The sequence below is a fragment of the Arcicella sp. GW822-FHT02H01 genome (genome assembly GCF_058802005.1).
In genome coordinates, this window is sequence record NZ_JBXANT010000001.1 from 1,498,003 (window position 1) to 1,523,387 (window position 25,385).

Sequence of the window (25,385 nt, forward strand, 5' to 3'; positions counted from 1 at the left end):
AAATTCGTTAAAATGAGTTAAATAAAACTAGTGGATAATTTCAAAAAAAATACCTACTAAAAATCACTCATTCACAATTCACTAACTCACAACTCACTCAATCACTCAATTACACCAGTTTTTCTTTGCGGTATTCTGCTGGGGTTTGGCTTGCGTATTTTTTAAAGACTGCATAAAAAGATGATTTTGAATTGAAACCACATTCATACCCTATGCCTTCCAAAGTAAGGTGCATATATTCGGGTGCTATCAATTTCTTTTTGGCTTCTTCTACCCGATAAGTATTCACAAAATCAAAGAAGTTTTTTTGGAAATGCTGATTCAAGATTTTGGATAATTGATAGCTAGGAATCTCTAAATCGTCTGAGAGTATCTTAATAGTAAGTTCAGCATTCAAATAAGGTTTGTTAACCTCCATAAACTGGAGTAAAGTATTGATAAAACTATCATCAAGCATTGGCATGGCTACAACGACTTTTGTTTCATCCAATTTTTGGATTTCCTTTTGATGTATTTCTTCTGAAAAAGTTTCAATGGTTGTAAATAACTCTGGATGAGCATAAGCTTTCCAAGCAACGAAGCTTAAAATTGGCAATTGCATCAGTGGCACATAAGGGAAAAACTTGATACTTATCAGTCCATATCCTAAGGGCAATACGAAGTGGAAAATCATCAAAAAAAGTAAAATATTAAATAGCCAAACCAGTCTTAGTTTTTCGATATTCGAGAAATAAGTTGTTAATGCTAAGCGATATTTTAACAATGCAACCAAAGAAGCTACCAAATAGGAAACATTTGAAAGATATAGTAGTAAATGATAAGGTCTGTTGACGGGGTGTTTATCAAGCTTGATGAGTGTTACATACTGATGAATTTCGTTAGTAGGAATAAAGAATAGTTTACCATAAAAGAAAACGGTAGCGACAATGGCAGGCACAAAATGTAGATAAGTAATGCCCTGATATTTTATCGTTTTGCCTGTATAAGTCTTTACAAAAAAGTATAATAATACCCCCCAAAGAAACCGAAACCCTGCGCTAAAATGAATAAAGTAAGGAATATGATTAATAATATCAGATAGTCGGAAAGCAAAAAAATGCAGATTGCTTATGGCTTGAAGTAGAAAAAGTAAGCCCAAATAAAGATTACTTTCCGCATTATTATGTCGGTTTTTCAGAAAGAAAATAGCCAAGCCCAGTAAAAATAAAACACTCCCAAAGCCAATCCAATTAAAAAGCATTTTGTTCAATCGATTTTAAAACTCAGTATTTCAATAAAGTCCAAAATCAAATTTACACAAATTTTGTGTTTTATGATGTATTGATACGGAAAGCTCAATAAGCTCCACGCAATCTGTCTGCCAGTTCGTTAGGTAAAGGGCTTTGTATAAGTGCCACCGCTGCTTTTTCTACGTCATATTTTACACGCTTAAAAACAACTTCAATCTCTGATGAATCGGGATGGACTGTTAGTAGTACATAACACCCCCTAATATCTCCGTCTTTGGGTTTGCCTAAGGAACCTATATTAATGATATGTTTTTTCTTACCATCTCGCTCTATTACCCGATGATATGGTTTATGCGAATGTCCAAAACATAAAATATCGGCCTTGGCCTCCACCATGATGGCATCTACATCATCTTCATTCATATCTGGCAAGATATACTCGGTAATACTTCTCGGACTAGCATGTACCATCAGCATTTGCTTTTCTTTGCCTTGAATAAAGAACGATAGTCGGATATGATATGGTAACGACAACAGGTATTCACGATGTTGTTTTTGTATGATATCATAGGCATAAGTACTCGCCGTTATTTCATTTGCTGATTCAAAAGGTAGCGTAACTTTTATGTCATGATTGCCCGCTAGCGTAGCAATTCTTCTTGATTTAATGGCTTCAATTACTTCATTTGGCCAAATATGGTATCCTATCAAATCGCCCAAGCAATAAATGGCATCAGGTTTTTGCTCTTCTAGGTCTACAAAGAAAGCATCTAAAGCAAGCACATTGGCATGTATATCACTGAATAAGGCAATTTTCATACGTTTATGATTGTAGTTGAGCTTCTGTTGAATAATATTTTTTCCTAAACCAAAAGGCTAAATTTACCAATGCAATCAAAGCAGGAACTTCTACCAAAGGACCTATTCCACTTGTAAAAGCCTCTCTACTATTGTTAATTAGTACAAATATGATGAAAAAGTAAATTAATAAAGGAATAACTATTTATTGAATATTTGAAAAGACAAAAAGGGTTTCTTGGGCAATCTGACGCGACCGTTCTTCATATTTAACATCTTGAAGTGGTGTATTATCAAAAGCCTTGGGGTCGTCGTAAGTAGTCCCTATTCGCAGTTCTACGCCAGGGATAAAAGGACAGTTTTCTTCTGCATCCGAGCAAGTCATGATGGCAGCAAAATGTTCTTGTGGATTTACGGCATCATTATAAACCTTTGAAAAACAAGTAGTGCTTTCATTTTCACTAAACCGCACGGTATAAACAGGATTGTTAGTATTGTCACTACTTTCAATTAAAAAGGCTGTTCTTTTCAGTGCATTAATAGCATTGATATTAAAAGCTGTGGCTTCTGTGCCGCCAGAATAGGTTTTTACATTTTGCACACCATAATAGGATGCCGAAACGGCTGCCCAAATTTGCCCGAAATGACTTCTTCTCGAGTTGTGCGTACATACATAAACCAATTGGATAGGCTGGTTAGCATCTTTCTTAGCTTGAATGTATTTACTAATTTTTAGCAACAAAGTTTGTCTTTGGTCAGGAATAGCATCGAATGAATTAACTAATTCATTGCATAGATTTTTGATTGGAGGATACATTATTTCAATAATTTTAAGCTTTTAACAAAGCACTAAGCTATTAACAGCAAGATTGGGTTTTGGGAGTATAACCATCGAAAAGGGCATTCAAAATATCTTGGAATTTCTTCCATGTGTTCTCGTCGATACAATAACAAATGGCATTCCCTTCAATATCACCTTTAATTAATCCAGCATTCTTTAGCTCCTTTAGATGTTGTGATATAGTTGCTTGTGCCAAGGGCAATTCGTTTACGATGTCTCCGCAAATACATGAATCTACCTTTATTAGATAGTCCAGAATGGCAATACTTGCAGGATGTGCGATGGCTTTAGCCAGCATTGCTAATTGATTTTGACGTTCGGTGAAGTGGTCTGATTTAGTCGCTCTCATATTTCCCAATTCATATATCGTAATATTACGATATATATTTTAGAACGACAAATTCTCAGTTAGAGAAAAGAGGAAAATAACCATTTGATCATTGATTAATCACTAGCATACGTGAATATTTAACTTATCAAAAGCACCCATGATTATTTATAACCTATTAATGACAAACCCTTGTAGTTTTCTATTTTTAATGAATATCTTGCACAGCATATAACATAGTTTTTATATTGAGCGTTGAATATTATATAGATTACCATAAAATTCCTTTACAAATGAAAAAACTACTTTTAGCAGCTTGCTTACTCTTTGGGTCAGAAAGTTTGTTTTCACAACAAAAATCAAACTATAGTCAGTACGATTTGTTCAACCCTTTGTTCAATTATACACTCTCTACTCCTACTAGAAGTGGAACAGGTGCGCCTGGTACTACTTACTGGCAAAACTCAGCTGATTATAAAATCAATATAGCATTAGACGACGAAAAAAATATAGTTGAAGGCGATGTAGAGATTACCTACAAAAATGCTTCGCCTGATAAATTGAATTTCTTGTGGTTACAATTAGACCAAAACCAATTCAACACCAAATCACGCGGAGGACTTACTACGCCTATCAACGGTGGTCGTTTTGGTAACACAAGCTTTGAAGGAGGTTATCAAATAAAGTCGGTAACTATTGATGGCAAACCTGCTGACTTTTTAGTAAATGATACCCGTATGCAAATCAAATTGGCATCGCCACTGGTTGAACGCAATGGGATTACTAAAATTAAAATCTCCTACTCTTTCCCTATCCCCAAATATGGCTCAGACCGTATGGGAACGCAAGAGGTAAAAAATGGGACTATTTTTGAAATGGCTCAGTGGTATCCTAGGATGTCTGTTTACGATGATATTGAGGGTTGGAACGTATTGCCATACTTAGGGGCTGGTGAGTTCTACTTAGAATATGGAAATTTTGAATACGCTGTAACGGTGCCTGCTTCGCATATCGTAGTAGGTTCGGGAGAATTGATTAATCCAAATGATTGTTGGACGGCTGAGCAAATCAAACGTTTTTCAGAAGCGTCTAATAGTGATAAAACAGTCATGATTTTGGGTAAAGATGAAGTAGGAACAAGTGGTTCTCGTCCTAAAAAAGAAGGAAAAATCACATGGAAATTCCGTTGTACGAATGCCCGTGACGTAGCTTTTGCTAGTTCAAAATCATTTATTATTGATGCTGCCAAAATCAATTTACCAAGTGGTAAAAAATCATTAGCGATGTCAGCTTATCCAGTTGAATCAGCAGGCGATAAAGCATGGGCACGCTCTACCGAATATGTAAAAGGTTGTATTGAATATTATTCAAAATGGCTTTATGAATATTCTTATCCAGTCGCAACCAATGTAGCAGGTTCTATTAGCGGTATGGAATATCCGGGTATTGTATTCTGCGGAATGCGTGACCAAACCGAAAGTCTTTGGGGTGTAACAGACCACGAATTTGGACATAACTGGTTCCCAATGATTGTAGGCACGAACGAACGTAAGTTTGCTTGGATGGACGAAGGTTTCAATACTTTTATCAATTTTTATTCGACTGATAATTTTAATAACGGAGAATACAAAGGCAATAAAATAGATATGCACCAAATGTCGAAACAGCTTTTCAGAGAAACTGCCGAGCCTATCATGAATATCCCTGATGTTATCCAACCAAATAGCTTAGGCTATGAAGCTTATTACAAACCTGCTATTGGGCTGAAACTATTGCGTGAGCAAATACTTGGACAAGAACGTTTTGATTATGCTTTCCGTGAGTACATTAAACGTTGGGCATTTAAGCATCCAACTCCTTATGATTTCTTTAAGACGATTGAAGATGCCGCTGGCGAAGATTTATCTTGGTTCTGGAAAGGTTGGTTCTATGAAACTTGGAAACTAGACCAGTCTGTAAAAGATGTACAGTATATAGAACAAGACCCCAAAAATGGTGCAATTATCGTGATTGAAAACCTAGAAAAATTAGCCATGCCTGCCGTTGTAGAAATGGAAATGGTAGGCGGAACCAAGGAAAGAGTTACATTACCTGTAGAAATTTGGCAAAGAGGCGGTACTTGGACTTTTAAAACAACGACCAACTTACCCCTAAAATCTGTAACGATAGACCCAGACCACGCTTTCCCAGATTTCAATTCAAAAAATAATACTTGGAAGCCTTTAAATTATAAGGCTCCTAAACCGAATTAAGGATTTATGAAAAAGGGTTAGCCAATGGTTGACCCTTTTTGATACATTTTAGTGAATTTATATTGACGAAAAAGCAATGTGCAATTTTTGCACATTGCTTTTTCTGATATTAATTTAATAGCCTAAAATAAACCCTTACTTTATTATGCAAAACACAGATTGGCTAGCAATGGCTAAAAGAATTCAAGCAATTGCTCAGGCTGGATTATTTTATACAGAAAGTCTTTACGATAAAGACCGTTACCAAGAATTATCTGACCTTAGTGTACAAATTTTAGAAAAATTAACTGACGAACCTATCGAAAAATTTGGGGCTTTGTTTACTGAAGAACGAGATGGATACCAAACGCCTAAAGTAGATGTAAGAGCAGTAGTCTTTAATGAAAAGGGCGAAATTCTAATGGTAAAAGAAAGAGTGGACGACCGTTGGGCATTGCCAGGGGGCTGGGCGGATGTTGGTTATACTCCTTCGGAAGTGGCAGTAAAAGAAGTACAAGAGGAAACAGGATTGGATGTAAAAGCTGTTCGTTTATTAGCCGTAATGGATAAGAAAAATCACCCACATCCACAGGAAGCTTGGTATGTTTATAAACTATTTATTCTTTGCAAAAAAATAGGTGGTGAGATTTTAGTAAATACTGTGGAGACGTCAGATATTCAATATTTCGGAATTGGAAACCTCCCTCTCCTTTCAGAGCCTAGAAATGTTCTTTCCCAAATTGAAATGATGTTTGAATACAAAGATAATCCTGAAAAAGAGGTGTATCTTGATTAGGTTTAAGCCGTGAGCTTTGAGCTATCAGCTTTGAGTTTTTATATTATTATTAATGATATATTAATTAAAAAGCTCAAAGCTGATAGCTCACGGCTCATAGCTAAAGAAAGCCTTTTCAATACTTCAATACAATCGTCGTATCGTTCTTAAAATATCTTTTTACAGTTACATCAAAACTTCCTGCTTTTTTAATTAACGTATTTTTCGGCATCATCAAATCCCCTAATCCAGCCTTCTCGTCTCCCAAATCTACTGTTTGAACTTCTCCTTTGGCATCAATTATTTGAAACATATAGTGAATGTCATTATCTGGAGGAATAATATTGACCCATTTTTTGGCAACTTTTCCATCCCAAGCCATTTCTTTTATATCAGAAACACCTTGATATACTCTGTGTGTATCGTTTTTCCCTCTGAAGTATTCTATCGCATAAATAACGATTACCACACCCACAATCAAAGGGGTTAATTTACTCGACAAAAAACTCGGGTCTTTGGCAGAAGAATTATTTGCTCCGCCAAGCATATTGCCAATTAAAGGCATTTTTAGTTTGGGGCGAGGTGGACGACGACGTGGCGATGCTTGTTCCATTATTTGCTGTTGTTTAATATCAAAGGTTAAATATAGATAATATATTTTTAAAACTATATTTTTAGTTCACTATTTTAAATGATTAAAAATATTAAATAAATAAAGTTCCTTTTAGCATATTGAATTACCGCTAAACATAGTTTCTGTAAAACGCTGATTATAAAGGCATTATTTTTGAGGGATATATTTTTAAGACTTTATAAAGTACCAATCTGCAATATTATTATACAGAAATTGTTTTTAAAAGCGTTGAATGAACTAAATTTGTAAGTATTCTATTTTTAGTTTGTAATACAAATGATTGAGAAAATTAATTCAATCATTACTTCTAAATGATTAAAACCCAATACAATGATAAATTCAATCACAAAAGCAGTAACAAAACTGTTTGGTACAAAATCAGAAAGAGACATCAAGGAATTGATGCCTTACGTGATTAAAACCAATGCAGAATTTGCTACTCTTCGCAATCTTTCAGACGAACAGCTCCGTCAACAAACCGCTGACCTAAAGGCTATTATACAGAAAAACCTTGCAAAAATTGATGCCGAAATTTCTGATTTAAAATTAGAAGTAGAAGCTAACCAAGAGATGTCTGTTGATGCTAAAGAAACAATTTTCAATCAAATTGATAAATTACAGCTTGATCGTGATAAACAACTAGAAGTAGTATTACTCGAAATTCTTCCGAAGGCTTTTGCCGTAGTGAAGGAAACCGCCCGAAGGTTTACCGAGAACAAGAAACTGGAAGTAACCGCTACGGTTCACGATAAATTTATTGCTGCTAAAAAGAAAAACGTTGAGATTGTTGGTGAAACAGCCATCTGGCATAACAAATGGCTTGCGGCTGGAAATGAAATCGAGTGGAATATGATTCACTACGATGTTCAACTAATTGGTGGTGTGGTACTTCACCAAGGTAAAATTGCCGAAATGGCAACGGGTGAAGGTAAAACATTAGTTTCTACTTTACCTTGTTACTTAAATGCTTTGGCTGGGCAGGGTGTACACTTAGTAACTGTAAACGATTACTTAGCCAAGCGTGACTCTGAGTGGAATGCTCCTTTATTTGAATTCCACGGTTTAAAAGTTGATTGTATTGACAAACACGACCCTAACACGGAAGAACGTCGTCAGGCCTATTTGGCAGATATTACTTACGGAACTAACAACGAATTTGGTTTTGATTATTTACGTGACAATATGTCACGTACTCCAGAAGAGCAAGTACAACGCAAGCACCATTTTGCCATGGTCGATGAGGTCGATTCAGTTTTAATTGATGATGCCCGTACTCCTTTGATTATCAGTGGACCGATGGCCCGTGGTGACGAGCAAGAATTTGATGCTTTCAATCCTTTGGTGGCTCGTATGGTAGAGCAACAAAAGAAATTGGTACAAGATTTCTTGGTAGAAGCGAAAAAATTGATTGCTGCTGGTAATAAAAAAGAAGGTGGCTTGGCTTTATTCCGTGCTTTCAGAGGTTTACCAAAATCTCGTCCAGTGATTAAGTACTTGTCTGAAACAGGTATTAAGCAGATTTTACAAGAAACAGAGAACATTTATTTGGCTGAAAATCAGAAATTGATGCCAGAAGCAGATGCTCCGTTGATGTTTACGATTGAGGAAAAAAACAACCAAGTAGAGATGACCGAAAAAGGTCTGAACTTTATGACTCGCATGGTTGAAAATCCTGATTTCTTCGTTATTCCTGACTTATCAGTTGATTTGAATCAAATTGAGCAAGCGTTAGGCATTACAGAACAAGAACGTTTGATTAAGAAAGAAGCTTTAATCCGTGATTATTCTGCTAAAACTCAACGTATTCATACAGTTAGCCAATTGCTAAAAGCCTTTACATTATTTGAAAAAGACGTAGAATATGTATTGGACGAAGGTAAAGTGAAGATTGTAGATGAGTCTACAGGTCGTATTATGGAAGGTCGTCGTTATTCAGACGGTTTGCACCAAGCCATTGAAGCCAAAGAAGGTGTAAACATCGAAGATGCTACACAAACTTATGCTACGATTACTTTACAGAACTTCTTTAGAATGTACCACAAACTTTGTGGTATGACAGGTACTGCCGAAACTGAAGCAGGTGAATTCTGGACGATTTATAAATTAGACGTTGTAACGATTCCGACAAACCGCAAGATTTCTCGTTTCGATCACGAAGATAAAGTTTACAAAACTGTTCGTGAAAAATACAATGCCGTTGCCGACGAAATTCAAGAATTAGTAAATGCCGGTCGTCCAGTATTGGTGGGTACAACATCTGTTGATAACTCTGAATTATTAAGCCGTATGCTTACGATTCGTAAAATTCAACACAATGTATTGAATGCCAAACAGCACGCTCGCGAAGCAGACATCGTTGCAGAAGCTGGTCAGGCAAGCAAAGTAACGATTGCTACCAACATGGCGGGCCGTGGTACAGATATTAAACTATCACCAGAAGCGCGTAATGCAGGAGGTTTGGCAATTGTAGGTACTGAAAGACATGAGTCACGAAGAGTTGACAGACAGTTGAGAGGTCGTGCTGGTCGTCAAGGTGACGTAGGTTCTTCTCAGTTCTTCCTTTCATTAGAAGATGACTTGATGCGTAAGTTCGGTTCAGACCGTATCGCAAAAGTGATGGACAGAATGGGTATGGAAGAAGGCGAGGTAATTCAGCACTCGATGATTACTTCTTCGGTAGAAAGAGCTCAGAAAAAAGTAGAAGAAAACAACTTTGGTATTCGTAAGCGTCTATTAGAATATGATGACGTAATGAACTACCAACGTAATGCGATTTATAAGCGTCGTCAAAATGCCCTTTTCGGTGAGCGTTTGGCGTTGGATATTGCCAATAATACGTATGATGTATGTTCTGAAATCATTCAAAACAACATTAGTTATGATGAATTAGAATTACGTTGTATTGAAATTTTAGGTATTGAACCTCCGTTTACACGTGAAGAAATCGGTAGATTGAATACACAACAACGTACTACCCGTTTGTACGATGCGGCTGAGAAGCAATATCATATCAAAAACAAAGGACTTGCTGAAAAAGTAGTTGCTTTTGCTAACGAAGCAATCACGCATGGTTATGCTGGGATGCAAGTCCCTTTGATGAGTGGCACGATGATGTCGCAATTATTTGCTGATGCCCAAGAAACGCTTGACACTAATGGTCGTAAATTGATTCAAGAAATGGAAAAATCAATCGCATTGAGTTTGATTGACCAAGAATGGAAAGAACATTTACGTGATATGGACGATTTGAAACAATCGGTTCAAAACGCAAGCTACGAGCAGAAAGACCCATTGTTAGTCTATAAATTTGAAGCGGTTAAGTTGTTTGAACGTTTCTTAAGCAGAATCAACTTAGATACAGTAAGTTTCTTGATGAAAGCAGATATGCCAGAAGTTCAAGAAGCTGAACCAGCGGCACAACAACGTCGTCAGGCTCCACAGCCAAAGCTACAAGTACAAAAAGACGAAGCGATTTCTTCTTTATTGGGAGGTTTAGCAGGTGGTAGAGGCGACGAAAACGATTATCATGACCCAAGTGCTCAGGTAGTTGAAAAAGTTGCTCCACGCCAAGCAGTAAAAATTGCTGACCGTAACCAAAGAGTAACGGTTCAGTATCGTGATGGTTCTATCAAAGAAAACATCAAATACAAAACAGTAGAACAAGATGTAGAAAAAGGCATTGCAGTAGTAATTGCGTAATGTTATTTTGATAAAATTTATTGCAAATGCCTCAGTCGAAAGATTGGGGCATTTTTTGTAACGCAGTCGCTCGGTTTCACCGAGTGACACCTATTCGCATAAGCCCTCTGGGCGAACTGTGAGTTCGGTATTATTTTTTGAGAACATAATAGAATTCAACACAAGGGATTTAAAATACATATCGTAGCTAAAATTTTAATCCAATTATCAAAAGTACTTTTGGCATTGTTCAGGAATTTGGGTAGTTTGCTTATGATTGATAACATAAAACCAGCCTTATCACCCCAACAATGTTACTCACAGATATCGCTCAATATCGCCTATTGAAACACCAACTTGTTGGGACAGATTTTACATCGCCCAAAGATATATTGGCTTATTTTGGCGCAATGCAAGCACAAGATTATGCAATGGCAAAATGGGCTATTGGGTTAAGACTAGGAATTAATGAAGAAGCCATCGAACAGGCTATCAATAATGCCGAAATCATCCGTACGCATATTTTACGCCCTACTTGGCACTTTGTCTCTGCCGAAGATATTCGCTGGATGTTGATGCTTACAGCTCCGCAGATAAAGCAGAAAAATGCAGTGATGTCTAAAAAATTTGAGTTAGACAGCAATATCCTAAATCATTGCAAGGCGATTATCGAGAAGATTTTAAGAGATAATCAGCACCTGACTCGTGATCAAATAATGCTCGAACTCAATAGTCATGGTATTCAAACGGATGATATTCGTTCGGCATTAATCATGATAGATGCTGAACAAGACGGTATCGTTTGCAATGGAATTATACAGGGCAAACAGTTTACTTATGCTTTGCTTGATGAAAGAGTTCCTCCTACAAAAATGCTTAGTAAAGAAGAAGCTCTGGCAACATTAGCAAAAAAGTATTTCCAAAGTCATGGGCCAGCTACCTTACAAGATTTCATTTGGTGGTCGGGATTAACTGCTGGTAATGCTAAAATGGCTTTAGAACTCATTAAACCAACACTTCATTACTTCACGATTGAACATCAAACTTATTGGTTTACTGAACTAGTTAATTATAAAAGTTTGTCAACTACAATTATTCATTTTTTACCTGCTTTTGATGAGTTTTTGATTAGTTATAAAGATAGATCGGCGTCGCTTATTCCTTCATTGAACAAAGATATTATTACAGCTAATGGCATTTTCAATCCTTCCATATTGGTCAATGGGAATGTAATAGGCTCATGGAAACGTAGTTTTAAAAAAGATACAGTTCATATAGCTCTGAACTTCCCTAATTCAACGATAGAGGCACAAGAAATATTGAAAGCAATAGAAAAATACGGAAATTTTGTAGGTAGGAAAGTAAATCTTAAAGCATAAGACATGACTCCAAGAATAGAGACCTTATTAGAAAAGAAATTAGTTGGAAAAGGCATCCAAATGTCTTTTGCTGATAATAAAACAAGGATATTATGGCAAAGTTTTATGCCAAGAAGAAAGGAAATACCCAATACTTTAAGTAATGATTTATATTGTTTGCAAGTCTATACGTCATCTCATGATTTTATCAATTTCAATCCAACGGCAGTTTTCGAAAAATGGGCCGCAATGGAAGTAAGTGATTTTGATAACATCCCAGAAGGTATGGAAGCCTTTACCCTTCATGGTGGATTGTACGCTGTATTTATCCACAAAGGAGCTGCTGCAACCGGTCCACAAACTTTTCAATACATCTTCGGGACTTGGTTGCCAAATTCTGAATATGATTTAGAAGACAGAGTCCATTTTGAAATATTGGGTGATAAGTATATTAATGATGACCCGAACTCGGAAGAAGAGATATGGATACCTATTAAGCAAAAAATCATATAATTTTGATGTTAATTGACTGATTTCCTTAACTTTGAAGCAAGATTAGACAACTTTTAAAAAGTTGTCTAATCTAAAATTCCAACACTTATTTCAATAATGTTCCTACAATTTAAATATATGCATAATATCACATTTGAGTGTAAAAGGTGGAATGAGATTCCTAGAGAAGTTAAAATCTCAATGTTAAAGTTGAGGTATAATGTTTTTGTAAAGGAATTAAAATGGACAGCAGGATTAATTATTAATGATGAGATGGAAACTGACCAATATGATAACAATAATGCTATTTATATTTTTTCTAAAACTGAAGAGGGAGAAGTAAATGCCTGTTGTAGACTAATTTCTACTAATTTCCCTTACATGATTCACGAAATATATCCTCAATCTGTTAGCAAAATTGAACTTCCAAAGTGTTCTACAATATGGGAAATTTCAAGATTTTGTACTTCACAAGAAATAAGAGGTAAAACAAAATTAAAAATCATGGCAATGATGATAGGCTCTGTTATAGAATTTGGGTTGAAAAATGGTATTATCAATTATATTTCCCTTTCAACAGACTCGATTCTGCCTGTAATTAGAAGGTATGCTGACTGGGACCCAACTCCTATTGGAAAGTTAATTGATACACCCGACGATAAGTCTTTTGCAATAATTTTAACTGTTAGCGAAGTTATGTTACAACAAGCTTGTAAAAAGGCTGGGGTTGATATGACCCATAAATTCTTATAATAAAAGATACGATTAGACAACTTTTTAAAAGTTGTCTAATCTAAATCCTAAACCTTATACAAACTTTGAACCCATGAAAAATACATTCGCCTTCATTATCACCATTTTTATATTTATTGCTTGTAAACCCAAAACAGAAGTCAATACCAACGAAACATTAGTAAAACAATATTTCGAGTATTTCAACAAACATGAATGGCAAAAGATGGCTGATATGTACACTGAAACTGCCGACTTCAAAGACCCTTCCTTGGGTCAAGGTATTGTTAAACAAACAAGAGCACAAACCTTCAAAAAATACAGCGAGCTGAATCAACTATTTCCCGATTTGAAAGATTCTGTTATTAACATTTATCCTTCGGGTGATAACAATATTGTAGTAGAATTTATCTCTACTGGCACTGCTCCTGATAAATCTGTTTTTAAATTACCTATCTGTACAATTTTCACCATTGAAAATGGACTGATTACTAAAGACTTTACCTATTACGATAATTTTGAATAGCAGATAAAAGCTACTTTTTTTATCGAAACGGAAATATAATACCTACTTATCCATATTTTTCTATAAAATAAGCTTTAAACTGACCTGTTTTGCCTGCTTTTAGGCTTTATAGCCCTTGTTATCCTTATTGAATTTAGCCAACTTGTAAGCACATCCAATCTAATTACGCTCTTATAACTATGGCTAAGTTTTCTCTTATCTTACTTATTAGCTTTTGTACGGCTCTATGGAATAACTTGGTGGCTCAATCAAAAATTGATAGCCTTCTTCCTACGCGTGGTTTTTGTATTACTGCTCCAAAAGCACAAAAAATTGACGATTTCGTTAAGTTTATCCAAGAAGAACTTGCTCCTCGACAAGTAAATACGTTGATTCTACGGGTTGACTATAATTATCAATTTGAAAGTCACCCCGAACTCAGAGACCCTGAGGCTCTTTCTAAAAAAGATGTTAAAAAATTGGTAAAGGTTTGCCAGAAAAACAATATCCGCATTATCCCACAAATCAATTTATTGGGGCATCAGTCTTGGGCAAGCACCACTACTAATTTACTAAAAGTATATCCAGAATTTGATGAAACGCCTGCTGTAAAAATGCCAGAAAAATACGTTTGGCCTAATCCAGACGGATTGTATTGTAAAAGCTATTGTCCTCTACATCCAGGAGTACATAAAGTAGTTTTTGAGCTTGTGGATGAAATCTGCGAGGCATTTGAAAGCGAGGCGTTTCATGCAGGAATGGACGAAGTATTTTATATTGGCGATGATAAATGTCCAAGATGTTCGGGAAGAGATAAAGCTGAATTGTTCGCAGGAGAAGTAAATGAAATCAGAAATCATTTGGCATTGAAAAATAGAAAACTTTGGATTTGGGGTGACCGTCTAATTGACGGCAAAACAACGGGCATTGGTATGTGGGAAGCTAGTTTTAACAACACTCACCGAGCCATTGACTTGATTTCTAAAGACGTTACCATCTGTGATTGGCACTATGAACGTCCTGACCAAACGGCTGTTTATTTTGCGATGAAAGGGTTAAACGTAATCACTTGCCCGTGGAGAATGCCCAAATTTGCAGTAACTCAAACACAGGATATGGTCAAATTCAGACAGTCGGCAACATCAACGATGAAACCGCATTTTCAAGGAATGATGCAAACGGTTTGGTCTAGTGCTGAAAGTTTTTTAGATGAATTTTATGGAAGAAATTCCAATAAAGTAGCGGAAGAAAACACTTCTGCTAATTGTTTTAGAGCAATGTTTACAGAGATAAATCGCCTTGAGAAATAATAGCTAACTTTATAACCTGATGGAAACCAAACGTATTTTTTCAATCGATATATTCAGGGCATTAACAATGCTGTTAATGATTTTTGTAAATGACCTCTGGACATTGAAAGATATACCTCTTTGGTTAGAACACACCGAAGCCGAGCAAGATGGTATGGGACTGGCTGATACTGTATTCCCATGTTTCTTATTTATCCTTGGCATGGCTATTCCCTTTGCCATTAAAAACCGTATTGCCAAAGGCGATACTTCTCTACAACTAACCAAACACATTATTACGCGTTCGATAGCTTTGCTAATCATGGGTGTGTTTACGGTAAACGTACCCGAAATTAATGAAACAGCTACGGGAATGAGTAGTGAAGTATTCCAGATATTGATGGTTTTAGGCTTCTTTTTGATTTGGAATGTTTATCCTAAAACAGAAGGATTGAAAGGTAAAATATTTTTGGGATTACAGGCTTTAGGAGTAATGCTATTATTAATATTAGCCTATATTTTCAAAGCGGGACCTGACAATAATACAATAGGTATGACACCACAATGGTGGGGAATTTTAGGTCTTATTGGCTGGACTTATCTTACAGCAGCCCTTATTTACTTATTTACCCATCAAAAAACATATTTACTCGTTTTTTTTACTGTGCTTTTCAATCTTTTTGCCATTGCTGGTCATGCAGGATTGTTACAGAAAATTTGGAGTACAGGTCCTTCTGATTGGATTTTGGCGAATGGTGCTTTCTTTGCTTTTGCTTTTGCAGGTATCATGGCTAGTGTGTTGTTAGAACAATATGCTAGTTCTGAAAATCGTCAAAAACTGGTAGGGGTTTATGTGATAATCGGTATCGTATTATTAATACTGGGCTTTATACTAAGACAGTATTTTATTATTTCAAAAATTCTAGCAACGCCTACTTGGGTTTTCCTTTGCTGTGGCATTTCCTTTATTTTTTATGCTTTGATTTACTACGTCGTTGACATCAAAGCAAAGGCTCATTGGTTTAAAAGTATCAAAACTGCGGGTACTAGCACGCTGACTTGCTATTTGATTCCTTATTTATATTATAGCATCGCTAATCTATCAAGTATTGCCTTACCTGCTTTTCTCACTACGGGTATAGTAGGCTTAGTAAAATCATTGATTTACTCGTTTATCATTATTGGTATTGCTACTTTACTGGGTAGGATAAATATTAAATTGAAAATTTGAGATTTGTGGCTCGACTTGGAAAGTCGAGCTACTTATCCTTTCAATTTATCTTTAATCAAGTCTAAGTTATCTTCATACGATGCTCCAATCGGTATTTCTATTCCTTGGATAAAAACTGCTTGGCGGGCTATTTTTTCTACTTTATTATAAGCAATAATGTAGGAACGATGGATACGGACAAATAGCTTTTCGGGTAATACTTGTAAAATATCAGACATGGTTTGACGACTGAGCAATTTGCCATTTTTCAACATAAAGGTGAGGTAATTCCCTTCGGCTTCGATGTATATTATATCATCAAAAAACACTTTTTCTTCTTCATAGCCCGTCTTGATAAAAATAAAATCTCGCTCCTCTCCTTCTTTCAATTGCTTTATAGATAGTGCCTTGTTGCAGGCTTTCATAAAACGAGCCAGTGAAAAAGGTTTCAAAAGATAGTCGAGGGCATCTAGCTCAAAACCTTGAACAGCATATTCAGAATAGGCTGTAGTAAATATCACCATCGGTACTTTCTGCAAACAGTGGACAAACTCTATCCCCGATATGTCGGGCATTTTGATGTCTAAAAAAATAAGGTCTATTTTATTGTTTTGTAGATATGGAATCGCTTCGAAGGCATCAGTAAAAGTTGCCTTCAAATCCAGAAAGGGAATTTTGGAGGCATGAATTTCTATTACTTCTAATGCTTTTGGTTCGTCGTCGATAGCAATGGCTGTCATTTCTTTTTGAGTGATTGGTTTGTTTGAGTGATTAGTGATTGGTAAATAGTGATTAGAAAATTATTTATACGTGATTTCTTTGTTGAAGTGTAATAAATATAGTGTAAAATTAAGACATTAGCTGTTTGCTTTAAAGTAAACACACATCTAATCACCAATCACTATTTATTAATCACTCAACCAATCCCTCAAAAAATAACAAACGTTAATGCCACAAAATAATCCTGTTCCGATTGTTGAATGTCCAAGCTATATCGTTGGGGGTAAATCAACTCTAGTCGTTTTTTTACATTTTCTAGCCCAATCCCAGACGAGTGTTTTTCTGTGTCGTTTTCTTGTTTAGGATGCAAAGAATTATGCACTTTAAAATAAAGTTTATTGGCATCAAATGTAAGCGTAATATATATCCAAGAGGGTTTTCTGAAACTAATACCGTGTTTAAACGCATTTTCTACAAACGGATTCAACAACATCGGTGCTATGTAAATTTCATGATTGAGTGGCTGAATATTTACCCGAATTTCTATCTCGTGAGATTCATCCAAACGCATTCGCTGAATATCGATAAAATTCTCTAAATACTCAATCTCTTTACTTACTGGAATACGGTCTTGGTGGTTTTCGTGCAACATAAACCGCATCATATCGCCTAGTTTCTGAATACCAGTAGAGGTTTTATCTGCATTTTCTTTCAATGCAACAGCGTATAAGGTATTTAAAGCGTTAAACAAAAAGTGTGGATTTATTTGTGTCCGCAAAGTATCCAGTTCAGCAGATTTCTTAAATACTTGTGTTTGTAATTGTTTCTTTTCTTCAAAGAATATCCAACGAATAATGGCTGAGATTCCTCCGAATACATTGGGCAAAATAACCGTTCCTGCAAAATATCCTCTATTGCCCATTCTATACCAAAGTAAATATAAAATGATAACCGACAGGAAATAGGAAAAAATCAATAGTGTAGGTACTATCAGGTTTTCTCGTTTACTATAATTGAGCTTTACAAAATAAGGAATTATCTTTTTATAACAGAAATAATGGATCCCAACCGTTAAGAGAATTTGAGTAACCCCAGTGACAAGCCCCGTACTGCCTACAATTAGGTTTGCTACTTTTCCAAAAAGGGAAAAAAAGGTAATAGCAAATACACTTATCCCAAGAATAACATTACTTAGTATCTGATGCTTAGGTGCTTGTTTGGTTTCATACAATTCGGCAGTATAATAATATAACTGAGCAACAACTTCGTAAAAACCGATGATAATCATTACTCCAAAAGCGTCTGTCAGCACATGTAATTTTCGATAAAGAGAAAACACTTTAAAACCAATAGCATTCCCGTAATCATCATACCGAAACCGCCAAAAAAGTTTAAACTCTTTGAATACATAACAACTAGCTACTACCAAAGCCATTGATAAAAGTAATAGGATAATTGTGGAGGCATCAATATGCTTCTTTTTGATTTCAGGGAAAACAATAAAATGAAAAATACCCCATGCTGTAGTAAAAAGTAGTGCAGCGACTACTGTTGGAAATATATTATTGACATATTGATTATAGTCAGAAAGATCTGCCCAAATAATACGGTTACTTATAGGAATATGTTGCAGGTATTCTATATCAGAATCAAAATCAGAAGCAATCCCAAAGAGCCTTCTGAGGATGTAAAGGGTAATGGCTAAAAGAATAAAAAACAATTCGTAAGGTCTGAGTCTCTCGTGTGCATTCATGTCGTTTTTTTTCTTCAAAACTAGTATGCTAGCCTTTTGCGTATTTTAAAATGTTTTAAACACATGGATATTTGGGGTGAAATGTAAGATGTTATCCTTTTTAGAGGGTAAAGTCAGTATTATTTTATCAAAGTGTCCTGTTTTTTCCCAAAAGAATAATAGAAAAGGACAGAAAAATAAAAAAAATCATTTTTTATTAAATAATTTGGTATTGGAAAAATACAACGATTGCCGTTATTACCATCCTGAATCATGGGCTTTAAAATAGCTATTTGTTCATTATAATTGACAATTTATGGGAGGATAAATCACTATTTTAAGTATATATATCATTAGCATTTTTTTTTGACTTTGCGTAGTGGATATTGATTTTCAGCATTTTTGCACCAATTGACTATATTAATCTATCTATTCACTTGTCTGTTAAAAAGTAAGGTATAACACTTTATTTCAGCTTTTTACGAAATATAACTCATCTGCCTAGTGAGTTAAATATCTTTGCTAATCTCTCGTTTTTTTTTATCAACAAAGTAGTTAGACGATATAGCTTATCCTTAATTATTCTTTTATTTTTTTAAAATATACTCTCCTCTTATTGACCTCCTCAAAAAAATAATTAAAAAAAAATTACAATTCAATGAGTATCAATAATTGCACTATTCCGACATTTAACAGTACTTACAGGATGGTACATGATGGTCAGGGAAAGCTTAATAGGTTATTTTACAATAAATAATTCATAAAATACAAAAATGGTTTTTATGAATTAAATCAAATCAGTCTTTAATAGGCTAGAAAAAACAAACAATTTCAAGATTATTAAACCATAAATCAAACTTTTTTATCCCTAAAAGCTAGTCTAAAAGGGTTTTCCCAAGTCCAAAGTATCATTAAATCACTATATAACACAAACTATTTTATATGAGCAAAACAGTACTTCTTCATAAATTACTTGAAATGTGTTAAGGAGACACATACTCAAACAAAGCCACATTTCATTACCACAATAATTGCTACTATTATATAAGATAACACTCTAAAAAGGGTTTCATCCAATTTTATTTTAAGAATCAATGAAGGTCAAAAATCTTCGTGTGAAACCTGTTTGTTTAAAAATTAGCAAAATCAAAAAATTCAAATCACAATCCTATAATATACATAAACCATAAAGAATGATGTATCAATACTCTTTTCGTTATTTTTTTGTCATGCTTGGCATCGTGTTCACTTTGCTTAGTAGCTGTACTAAAGAAGAGCTGGATATATACAAACGTCCAGAAACATTAGAGCCACCCATTTATCAAACACTCCAAAACAAAGGGAATTTTACCACATTGCTAGGAGTCATTGATAAAAGTGGCTATCAACGTACCCTTAGTAGTGCTGGCTATTGGACATTTTTTGCGCCCAATGATGAAGCCTTCAAAGCTTATTTTGCTACAACAGGCCTTACATTGGCTAGCTTAGATTCTATCAAATCTCGCGAACTTATACAAAACGTTTTAGTTTTTAATGCTTTTGATAAATCTCGTCTGGCTGACTATCAGTCACCCCTAGGCTGGCAAGAATCAAGAGCTTTCAGAAGAAAAACGGCCTTTTATACAGGTTTCTATGATGAAACTACTTTTGAAGGTACTAAACTAAAAGCTGTTTCATTAAACCGCCCTTATAATAACTATATCGTAGGTGATAATAACAACAAGCATATTTCATATTTCATCGACGAATATTTCACAGCCATAGGATTGAGCGCTGCTGACTACAATTACTTCTATCCTACTTCAGCCTATACGGGCTTCAATGTAATGGAAGCGAAGGTAGTGAATGCAGATATTTTTGCTGAAAATGGTATGATTCACGAAATCGATCATGTATTAACACCACAGCCTTCTATCGATGAGTTTCTACGTACTAAGCCTCAATACAGTGTTTTCAGAAACCTGATTGAGAAATACGCTGCAACGTATGCCTTGAATGACCCAATGACTACTAAGTATGCTAACCTAACTGGAAAAGGCGACAAAGTGTATGTCAAAACATTCAACAAACAAGCTAGTAGTGCTAAGTATTTGACTTTCGCTCCTAACTGCGAGAACTTTTTGAAGAATGCAGATAATGATTCTCAGTTAGATATGTGGACGGCCTTTATTCCTACCAATGATGTCCTGACACAGTATATTAATACTGTATTATTAGAAAACTATACTTCGTTGGATGCTATGCCTCCGGGAATTATCATCGACCTTATCAATGCGCATTTGTTCCCGACGACAGTTTGGCCAACGAAATTCAGAAACAGCTTTAATGCTTTGGGCGAAGAAGCTCGTTTTGATGCAGCTAGCAACGTTGTTGAGAAAAAAGTATTGAGTAATGCTTTGTTGTATGGTACTAACAAAGTTCAAGAATCTAACCTTTTCTCGTCGGTTTATTCAAAAGCGTATCTAGACCCTAAATACAGCATCATGACAAGAGTATTGGATATGGACTGGAAAAATACCATCCTTAACCCAAGAGTAAATTATACCTTGTTTATGATTAGCGACGAAGCCTTCAAAGCGGCTGGCTATGACTATGACCCTTCAAAGTTTGTATCAAACGTGGCGAATAGCGAATGGGGATATACCGCACCGGGTACTACTACGCGTACATCTGGTACTTCTATCTTAGCAAACCTTCAAAGAATTGTGGCTACTAGTGTTGTTTACACTCCACAAAATCAATTGAATGATTTATCTGGAAAAGGTGTAATTGATGCAATCAATGGTGAATACATCAAATACGAAAACAACAAAGTAACGTCTACAGGTATTAAAACGGCTCCGTTAAGCATTGTAAAATCTAAAACGGCTTCAAACGGTAAGGTTTATTATACTACTGGTTTATTGAATTTTGCACCAGCTAATACCATCATTGCTGACCCTATCGGTAAAGACCTTTCTGTATTGGGTGCTACTTCAGATTTACCTTATTATAATTTCTATCAATACCTTAAAAACTCAACGATTTTCACGGCTGCTACATTTGCCATTGCCAATGTAAACGAAGGTAGTTTTTATACATTCTTTGTACCTGACAATGCAGCGATTCAAGCGGCAGTAAACGCTGGTGTTTTACCAGGAACGGGTACGGGAGCTGTAAAAACGCCAGATTTCAACCCTGCTAGTTTGCTTGATAAAAAGAAGGTAGAAGACTTTATCAGTTATCATATCCTAAACAAAAAATCAATTGCACCAGACGGTAAAGAATCGGGAGCGATGGAAACCTTGCTTAAAGATGCTGTAGGCGACCCTGTAAAAGTCACTGTACTCAATAGCGTAGGGGCGATGCAATTGGCAGATGCTACTTCAAAGAAATCTAATGTTCGAGTTGATAAAAGTAACAACCTTTCTAACAGAGCGATGATTCATTTGATTGATGGTTATTTAAAGGCCAACTAGACCCCAAGGGTAAACAACTAGTGGATTTATAGGTCATACAACTCGTTTAAAAAAACTTGCAAATAAGCCAATGAAAATTTTTACCAAATTACTAATAATAACAGGTGTATTGCTATTATGCCAACATTTGTCGATAGCACAAACACCCAATTTACATACTGTTAGAGGTAAGATTATTGACCTCAAAGATAGCTCTGCTGTAATAGGTGCTACAGTAGCTGAGCTTGACCGCGACAACCGTATCATCAAAGGGGTAAGCTCGGATGTGGAAGGTAACTTCGTTATCAGGGTTTCTAATGCCAATAACAGACTCTCGATTTCGAGTATCGGGTACAAAACTCAAAAGATTGATATCAAAGGACGTACTTCGATAAAAATCTGGTTTGAGGCAACTACTTCAGACCTTGACGAAGTAGTAGTTTCGGCTCGTCCGACTGATAATGGTTTGATGTCGGTTTCTGAAAGAAATACTACGATTGCCGTTGCGAAAATTGATGCAAAGGCTGTGGAAGATATGCAGGGAACATCTATTGACCAAATGTTACAAGGTCGTTTATCAGGGGTAGATATTACGGCTGCTTCGGGTGACCCGGGTACAGGTATGCAAATCAGAATCAGGGGTACATCATCAATCAACTCATCTGTTGACCCTATGATTGTAGTAGATGGTATGCCTTATGAAACATCTATTCCGTCTGACTTTAACTTTGGTAGTGCCGATGAAATGGGTTATGCTTCTTTATTGAACTTAGCGCCGTCGGATATTAAAAATATTGCTGTGTTAAAAGATGCTGCTGCTACTGCAATGTGGGGTTCAAGAGCGGCTAATGGTGTAGTTGTAATCAATACTAAAAGAGGTACAGTAGGTACGCCTAAGGTTACTTATACGTTTAAAGGTTCGGTTTCTAAACAACCAAATGCTATTCCAATGCTTTCGGGTGACCAATACTCTATGCTGATTCCTGAAGCTGTCATGAACAGAAACGGTGTGCCATTGAATACACAAACAGTAAAAGAATTTCAGTATGACCCAAATGACCCTTATTGGTACAACAACTACGGGCAAAACATCAACTGGGTAGATGCTATTACACAAATTGGTTATTCTCAAGACCACAATGTTTCTATTACGGGTGGTGGTGAAAAAGCTAAATACTATGCTTCTACTGGCTATTTTACTCAAAAAGGAACAACAATTGGTACTGGCCTAGACCGTTTGAATACACGTATTAACCTTGACTATAACGTATCAAACAATATTCGTTTCAAAACTGACTTATCGTTTACACACTCGTCAAATGCAAGAAACTATGTTTCAGCATTAACAAGTAATAAAGATTTAATTCGTTCGGTAGCGTATAGCAAAATGCCTAACATGAGTATTTTTGAATACAATGACTTAGGAACATTAACAGGTAATTACTTTTCGCCATTAACAAACATTCAGGGTGCTTTCCCAGGTACTTATAACCCTGTTGCGATGGTTGAGTCTGCGAAAAACAATATTATTTCAGAAAGAATTATTCCTCACTTTCAAGTACAATACGATTTAGTACCTGAAAGATGGATAGCTACTTTTGATATTCAGTTTGACATCAATAATAATAAAACAAACTCTTTCTTACCACAAGTTGCTACAGGACAAACATTCACTAGCCCTGCGGTAAACGTTGCTACAGATGGTGATGCTGATGGTTTTGCGGTAACAACAAAAACAAGTTTGATTTACACACCAAAATTGAAAAACACCAAACATGACTTCACAAGTTTGTGGGCATTGAATACATCTGATGTAAAATCTGTTTGGCAAGAAGCTTATGTTACCAACACGGCATCATCTGATTTAACAGATGTTACTAACCCCGCTCGTTTAACTACTTCAAAATTATCATCAGGTGTTTCACAGACTCGTAACATTGGTTTGTTATGGAACATTCACTATGGCTTTTTAGATCGTTATATCTTCGATGTTGGTCTTCGTGGTGATGGTAACTCTCGTTTTGGTCCAGACTACCGTTATGGTTTATTCCCTTCTATTTCAACAAAATGGATTATTTCGGATGAACCTTTCATGAAAAGATTCGATAACTTAATTGAGCACTTAGGCTTAAGAATGAGTTACGGACAAAGTGGTAATGCTCCACGCAAAGACTATTTGTTCTATGGCAAGTACAATACTTTAGGATGGTCTTACCTTGGTTCTGCTGGTGTTGTACCACAAACGATGCAGTTGAACAATCTCCGTTGGGAGCGTATCATTGGTAGAAACATTGGTGTCAACTTAATTACTCGTAACAGAAAATTAACGATTGATGCTGAATTCTACAAAAACAGTACTAAAGATTTATTCTTTGAAGACCTACAGATTCCAGCGTTTACAGGTTTCAACACTGTTCAAATGAACGTGGGTACGATGGAAAACTCAGGTTGGGAATTCAGCTTAAACTTGAATGCTTATAAGACTAAATCATGGTTGGTAGATTTCAACATGAACATTGCTCATAACGTCAACGTAATCCGCGAAATCTCAGATTTATATCCTCGTCAAGGTGGTATTTCAACATTGAATGGTGCTTACATGACATATATGCAAGTAAACAATCCGTTTGGTTCATTCTATGGCTACCGTTATTTAGGAGTTTATAAAGACAAAGCAGCTACTGTAGCTAGAGGTAAAAGTGGCGAGCCAATCATTACACCAGATGCTCAGTCGGTTTATATGCGTTTCAATTACCCACAAACTGACTACGTGTTCCAACCGGGTGATGCGATGTACGAAGATGTTAACAAAGATGGAAATATTAACTACATGGACTTAGTGTATTTAGGAAACAGTAACCCAGCTTTCACAGGTGGATTCGGAGCAAGTGTTACTTATAAATCTTTCAAATTGACTACCTTCTTCAACTTCCGTAACGATTACGACGTAGTAAATGCTACACGTATGAATACAACCAATATGTATGGTTTCGGAAATCAAAGTACTGAGGTATTGGCTCGTTGGAGAAAAGAAGGCGATGAAACAATGGTACCACGTGCCTTATACAACACAGGTTATAACTGGTTAGGGTCTAACAGATATGTTGAAGATGCTTCATTCGTACGTTTCAGAACAGCTACAGTAAGCTATACATTCAAGAAAGAGCTTTTGAAAACCTTGAATATTACAGCATTGAGAGCCTATGCAACGGTAGAAAACTTAATGACTTGGACAAACTATAGCGGTCAAGATCCAGAAGTACAGATGCGTGGTAGTGACCCATTCAGAGTAGCGACAGACAACTCGATGACACCAGCACCTAAAACGGTGACCTTTGGTATAGCGGCTACTTTCTAAGCCAACCAAGCATAATCAATATAGATACAACAATTATA

At 35.9% G+C, this 25,385-nt stretch carries 18 protein-coding genes; 11 read left to right on the forward strand and 7 right to left on the reverse strand.

Translation table 11 applies throughout. The features are described 5' to 3' along the window. Positions 1-109 precede the first annotated feature (109 nt). The 4 genes from AC1RNE_RS06455 to AC1RNE_RS06470 form a co-directional block, all read right to left on the reverse strand. The gene (locus AC1RNE_RS06455; RefSeq protein ID WP_492800203.1) at positions 110-1,240 is read right to left on the reverse strand and encodes a helix-turn-helix domain-containing protein; all 1,131 of its coding nucleotides are present in this window, start codon (positions 1,238-1,240) and stop codon (positions 110-112) included. Between the two features lie 94 nt (positions 1,241-1,334). Next, positions 1,335-2,048: a metallophosphoesterase family protein gene (locus tag AC1RNE_RS06460; RefSeq protein ID WP_492800204.1), complete on the reverse strand. Its 714-nt coding sequence runs from the start codon at positions 2,046-2,048 to the stop codon at positions 1,335-1,337. Between the two features lie 184 nt (positions 2,049-2,232). Then, positions 2,233-2,844: a low molecular weight phosphatase family protein gene (locus AC1RNE_RS06465; protein WP_492800205.1), complete on the reverse strand. Its 612-nt coding sequence runs from the start codon at positions 2,842-2,844 to the stop codon at positions 2,233-2,235. A 40-nt stretch (positions 2,845-2,884) separates the two neighbouring features. Continuing rightward, positions 2,885-3,217 carry an ArsR/SmtB family transcription factor gene (locus AC1RNE_RS06470; RefSeq protein ID WP_492800206.1) on the reverse strand — a complete coding sequence of 111 codons (333 nt, stop codon included), beginning with the start codon at positions 3,215-3,217 and terminating at the stop codon, positions 2,885-2,887. A 272-nt stretch (positions 3,218-3,489) separates the two neighbouring features. Here AC1RNE_RS06470 and AC1RNE_RS06475 point away from each other — a divergent pair, with 272 nt between their 5' ends. Further along, complete coding sequence (locus AC1RNE_RS06475) at positions 3,490-5,448, forward strand: M1 family metallopeptidase (protein WP_492800207.1); 1,959 nt, start codon at positions 3,490-3,492, stop codon at positions 5,446-5,448. A gap of 145 nt (positions 5,449-5,593) precedes the next feature. Continuing rightward, positions 5,594-6,223: an NUDIX hydrolase gene (locus AC1RNE_RS06480; RefSeq protein WP_492800208.1), complete on the forward strand. Its 630-nt coding sequence runs from the start codon at positions 5,594-5,596 to the stop codon at positions 6,221-6,223. Positions 6,224-6,338: 115 nt separating this feature from the next. Here the strand turns inward: AC1RNE_RS06480 and AC1RNE_RS06485 are convergent, their stop codons facing one another. Beyond that, a complete protein-coding gene (locus AC1RNE_RS06485; RefSeq protein WP_492800209.1) occupies positions 6,339-6,815 on the reverse strand; it encodes a hypothetical protein in 477 nt (158 codons plus the stop codon). Positions 6,816-7,166: 351 nt separating this feature from the next. Between AC1RNE_RS06485 and secA the strand changes: the two genes are divergently transcribed. The 7 genes from secA (at position 7,167) to AC1RNE_RS06520 (ending at position 16,121) form a co-directional block, all read left to right on the forward strand. Further along, positions 7,167-10,535, forward strand: a complete 3,369-nt coding sequence (gene secA, locus AC1RNE_RS06490; protein ID WP_492800210.1) for a preprotein translocase subunit SecA — start codon at positions 7,167-7,169, stop codon at positions 10,533-10,535. 290 nt (positions 10,536-10,825) lie between these two features. Further along, positions 10,826-11,893 carry a winged helix DNA-binding domain-containing protein gene (locus tag AC1RNE_RS06495; RefSeq protein ID WP_492800211.1) on the forward strand — a complete coding sequence of 356 codons (1,068 nt, stop codon included), beginning with the start codon at positions 10,826-10,828 and terminating at the stop codon, positions 11,891-11,893. A gap of 3 nt (positions 11,894-11,896) precedes the next feature. Further along, a complete protein-coding gene (locus AC1RNE_RS06500) occupies positions 11,897-12,385 on the forward strand; it encodes a GyrI-like domain-containing protein (RefSeq protein WP_492800212.1) in 489 nt (162 codons plus the stop codon). Between the two features lie 117 nt (positions 12,386-12,502). Continuing rightward, a complete protein-coding gene (locus tag AC1RNE_RS06505; RefSeq protein ID WP_492800213.1) occupies positions 12,503-13,117 on the forward strand; it encodes an acyl-homoserine-lactone synthase in 615 nt (204 codons plus the stop codon). Between the two features lie 73 nt (positions 13,118-13,190). After that, complete coding sequence (locus AC1RNE_RS06510; RefSeq protein ID WP_492800214.1) at positions 13,191-13,622, forward strand: nuclear transport factor 2 family protein; 432 nt, start codon at positions 13,191-13,193, stop codon at positions 13,620-13,622. 179 nt (positions 13,623-13,801) lie between these two features. Further along, positions 13,802-14,911 carry a family 20 glycosylhydrolase gene (locus AC1RNE_RS06515; protein WP_492800215.1) on the forward strand — a complete coding sequence of 370 codons (1,110 nt, stop codon included), beginning with the start codon at positions 13,802-13,804 and terminating at the stop codon, positions 14,909-14,911. Between the two features lie 19 nt (positions 14,912-14,930). Beyond that, on the forward strand, positions 14,931-16,121 hold the full coding sequence (locus tag AC1RNE_RS06520) for a DUF5009 domain-containing protein (RefSeq protein ID WP_492800216.1): 1,191 nt from the start codon (positions 14,931-14,933) through the stop codon (positions 16,119-16,121). A 32-nt stretch (positions 16,122-16,153) separates the two neighbouring features. Here AC1RNE_RS06520 and AC1RNE_RS06525 read toward each other — a convergent pair whose 3' ends face one another. Together AC1RNE_RS06525 and AC1RNE_RS06530 are read right to left on the reverse strand one after the other, a co-directional pair. Next, positions 16,154-16,840: a LytR/AlgR family response regulator transcription factor gene (locus AC1RNE_RS06525; RefSeq protein ID WP_492800217.1), complete on the reverse strand. Its 687-nt coding sequence runs from the start codon at positions 16,838-16,840 to the stop codon at positions 16,154-16,156. 188 nt (positions 16,841-17,028) lie between these two features. Continuing rightward, a complete protein-coding gene (locus AC1RNE_RS06530; RefSeq protein ID WP_492800218.1) occupies positions 17,029-18,573 on the reverse strand; it encodes a sensor histidine kinase in 1,545 nt (514 codons plus the stop codon). Positions 18,574-19,745: 1,172 nt separating this feature from the next. On the opposite strand from AC1RNE_RS06530, the gene AC1RNE_RS06535 reads away from it, so the two are divergent. Both AC1RNE_RS06535 and AC1RNE_RS06540 read left to right on the forward strand, forming a co-directional pair. Further along, the gene (locus AC1RNE_RS06535) at positions 19,746-22,010 is read left to right on the forward strand and encodes a fasciclin domain-containing protein (RefSeq protein ID WP_492800219.1); all 2,265 of its coding nucleotides are present in this window, start codon (positions 19,746-19,748) and stop codon (positions 22,008-22,010) included. A gap of 70 nt (positions 22,011-22,080) precedes the next feature. Further along, a complete protein-coding gene (locus AC1RNE_RS06540) occupies positions 22,081-25,347 on the forward strand; it encodes a SusC/RagA family TonB-linked outer membrane protein (protein WP_492800220.1) in 3,267 nt (1,088 codons plus the stop codon). Positions 25,348-25,385 lie beyond the last annotated feature (38 nt).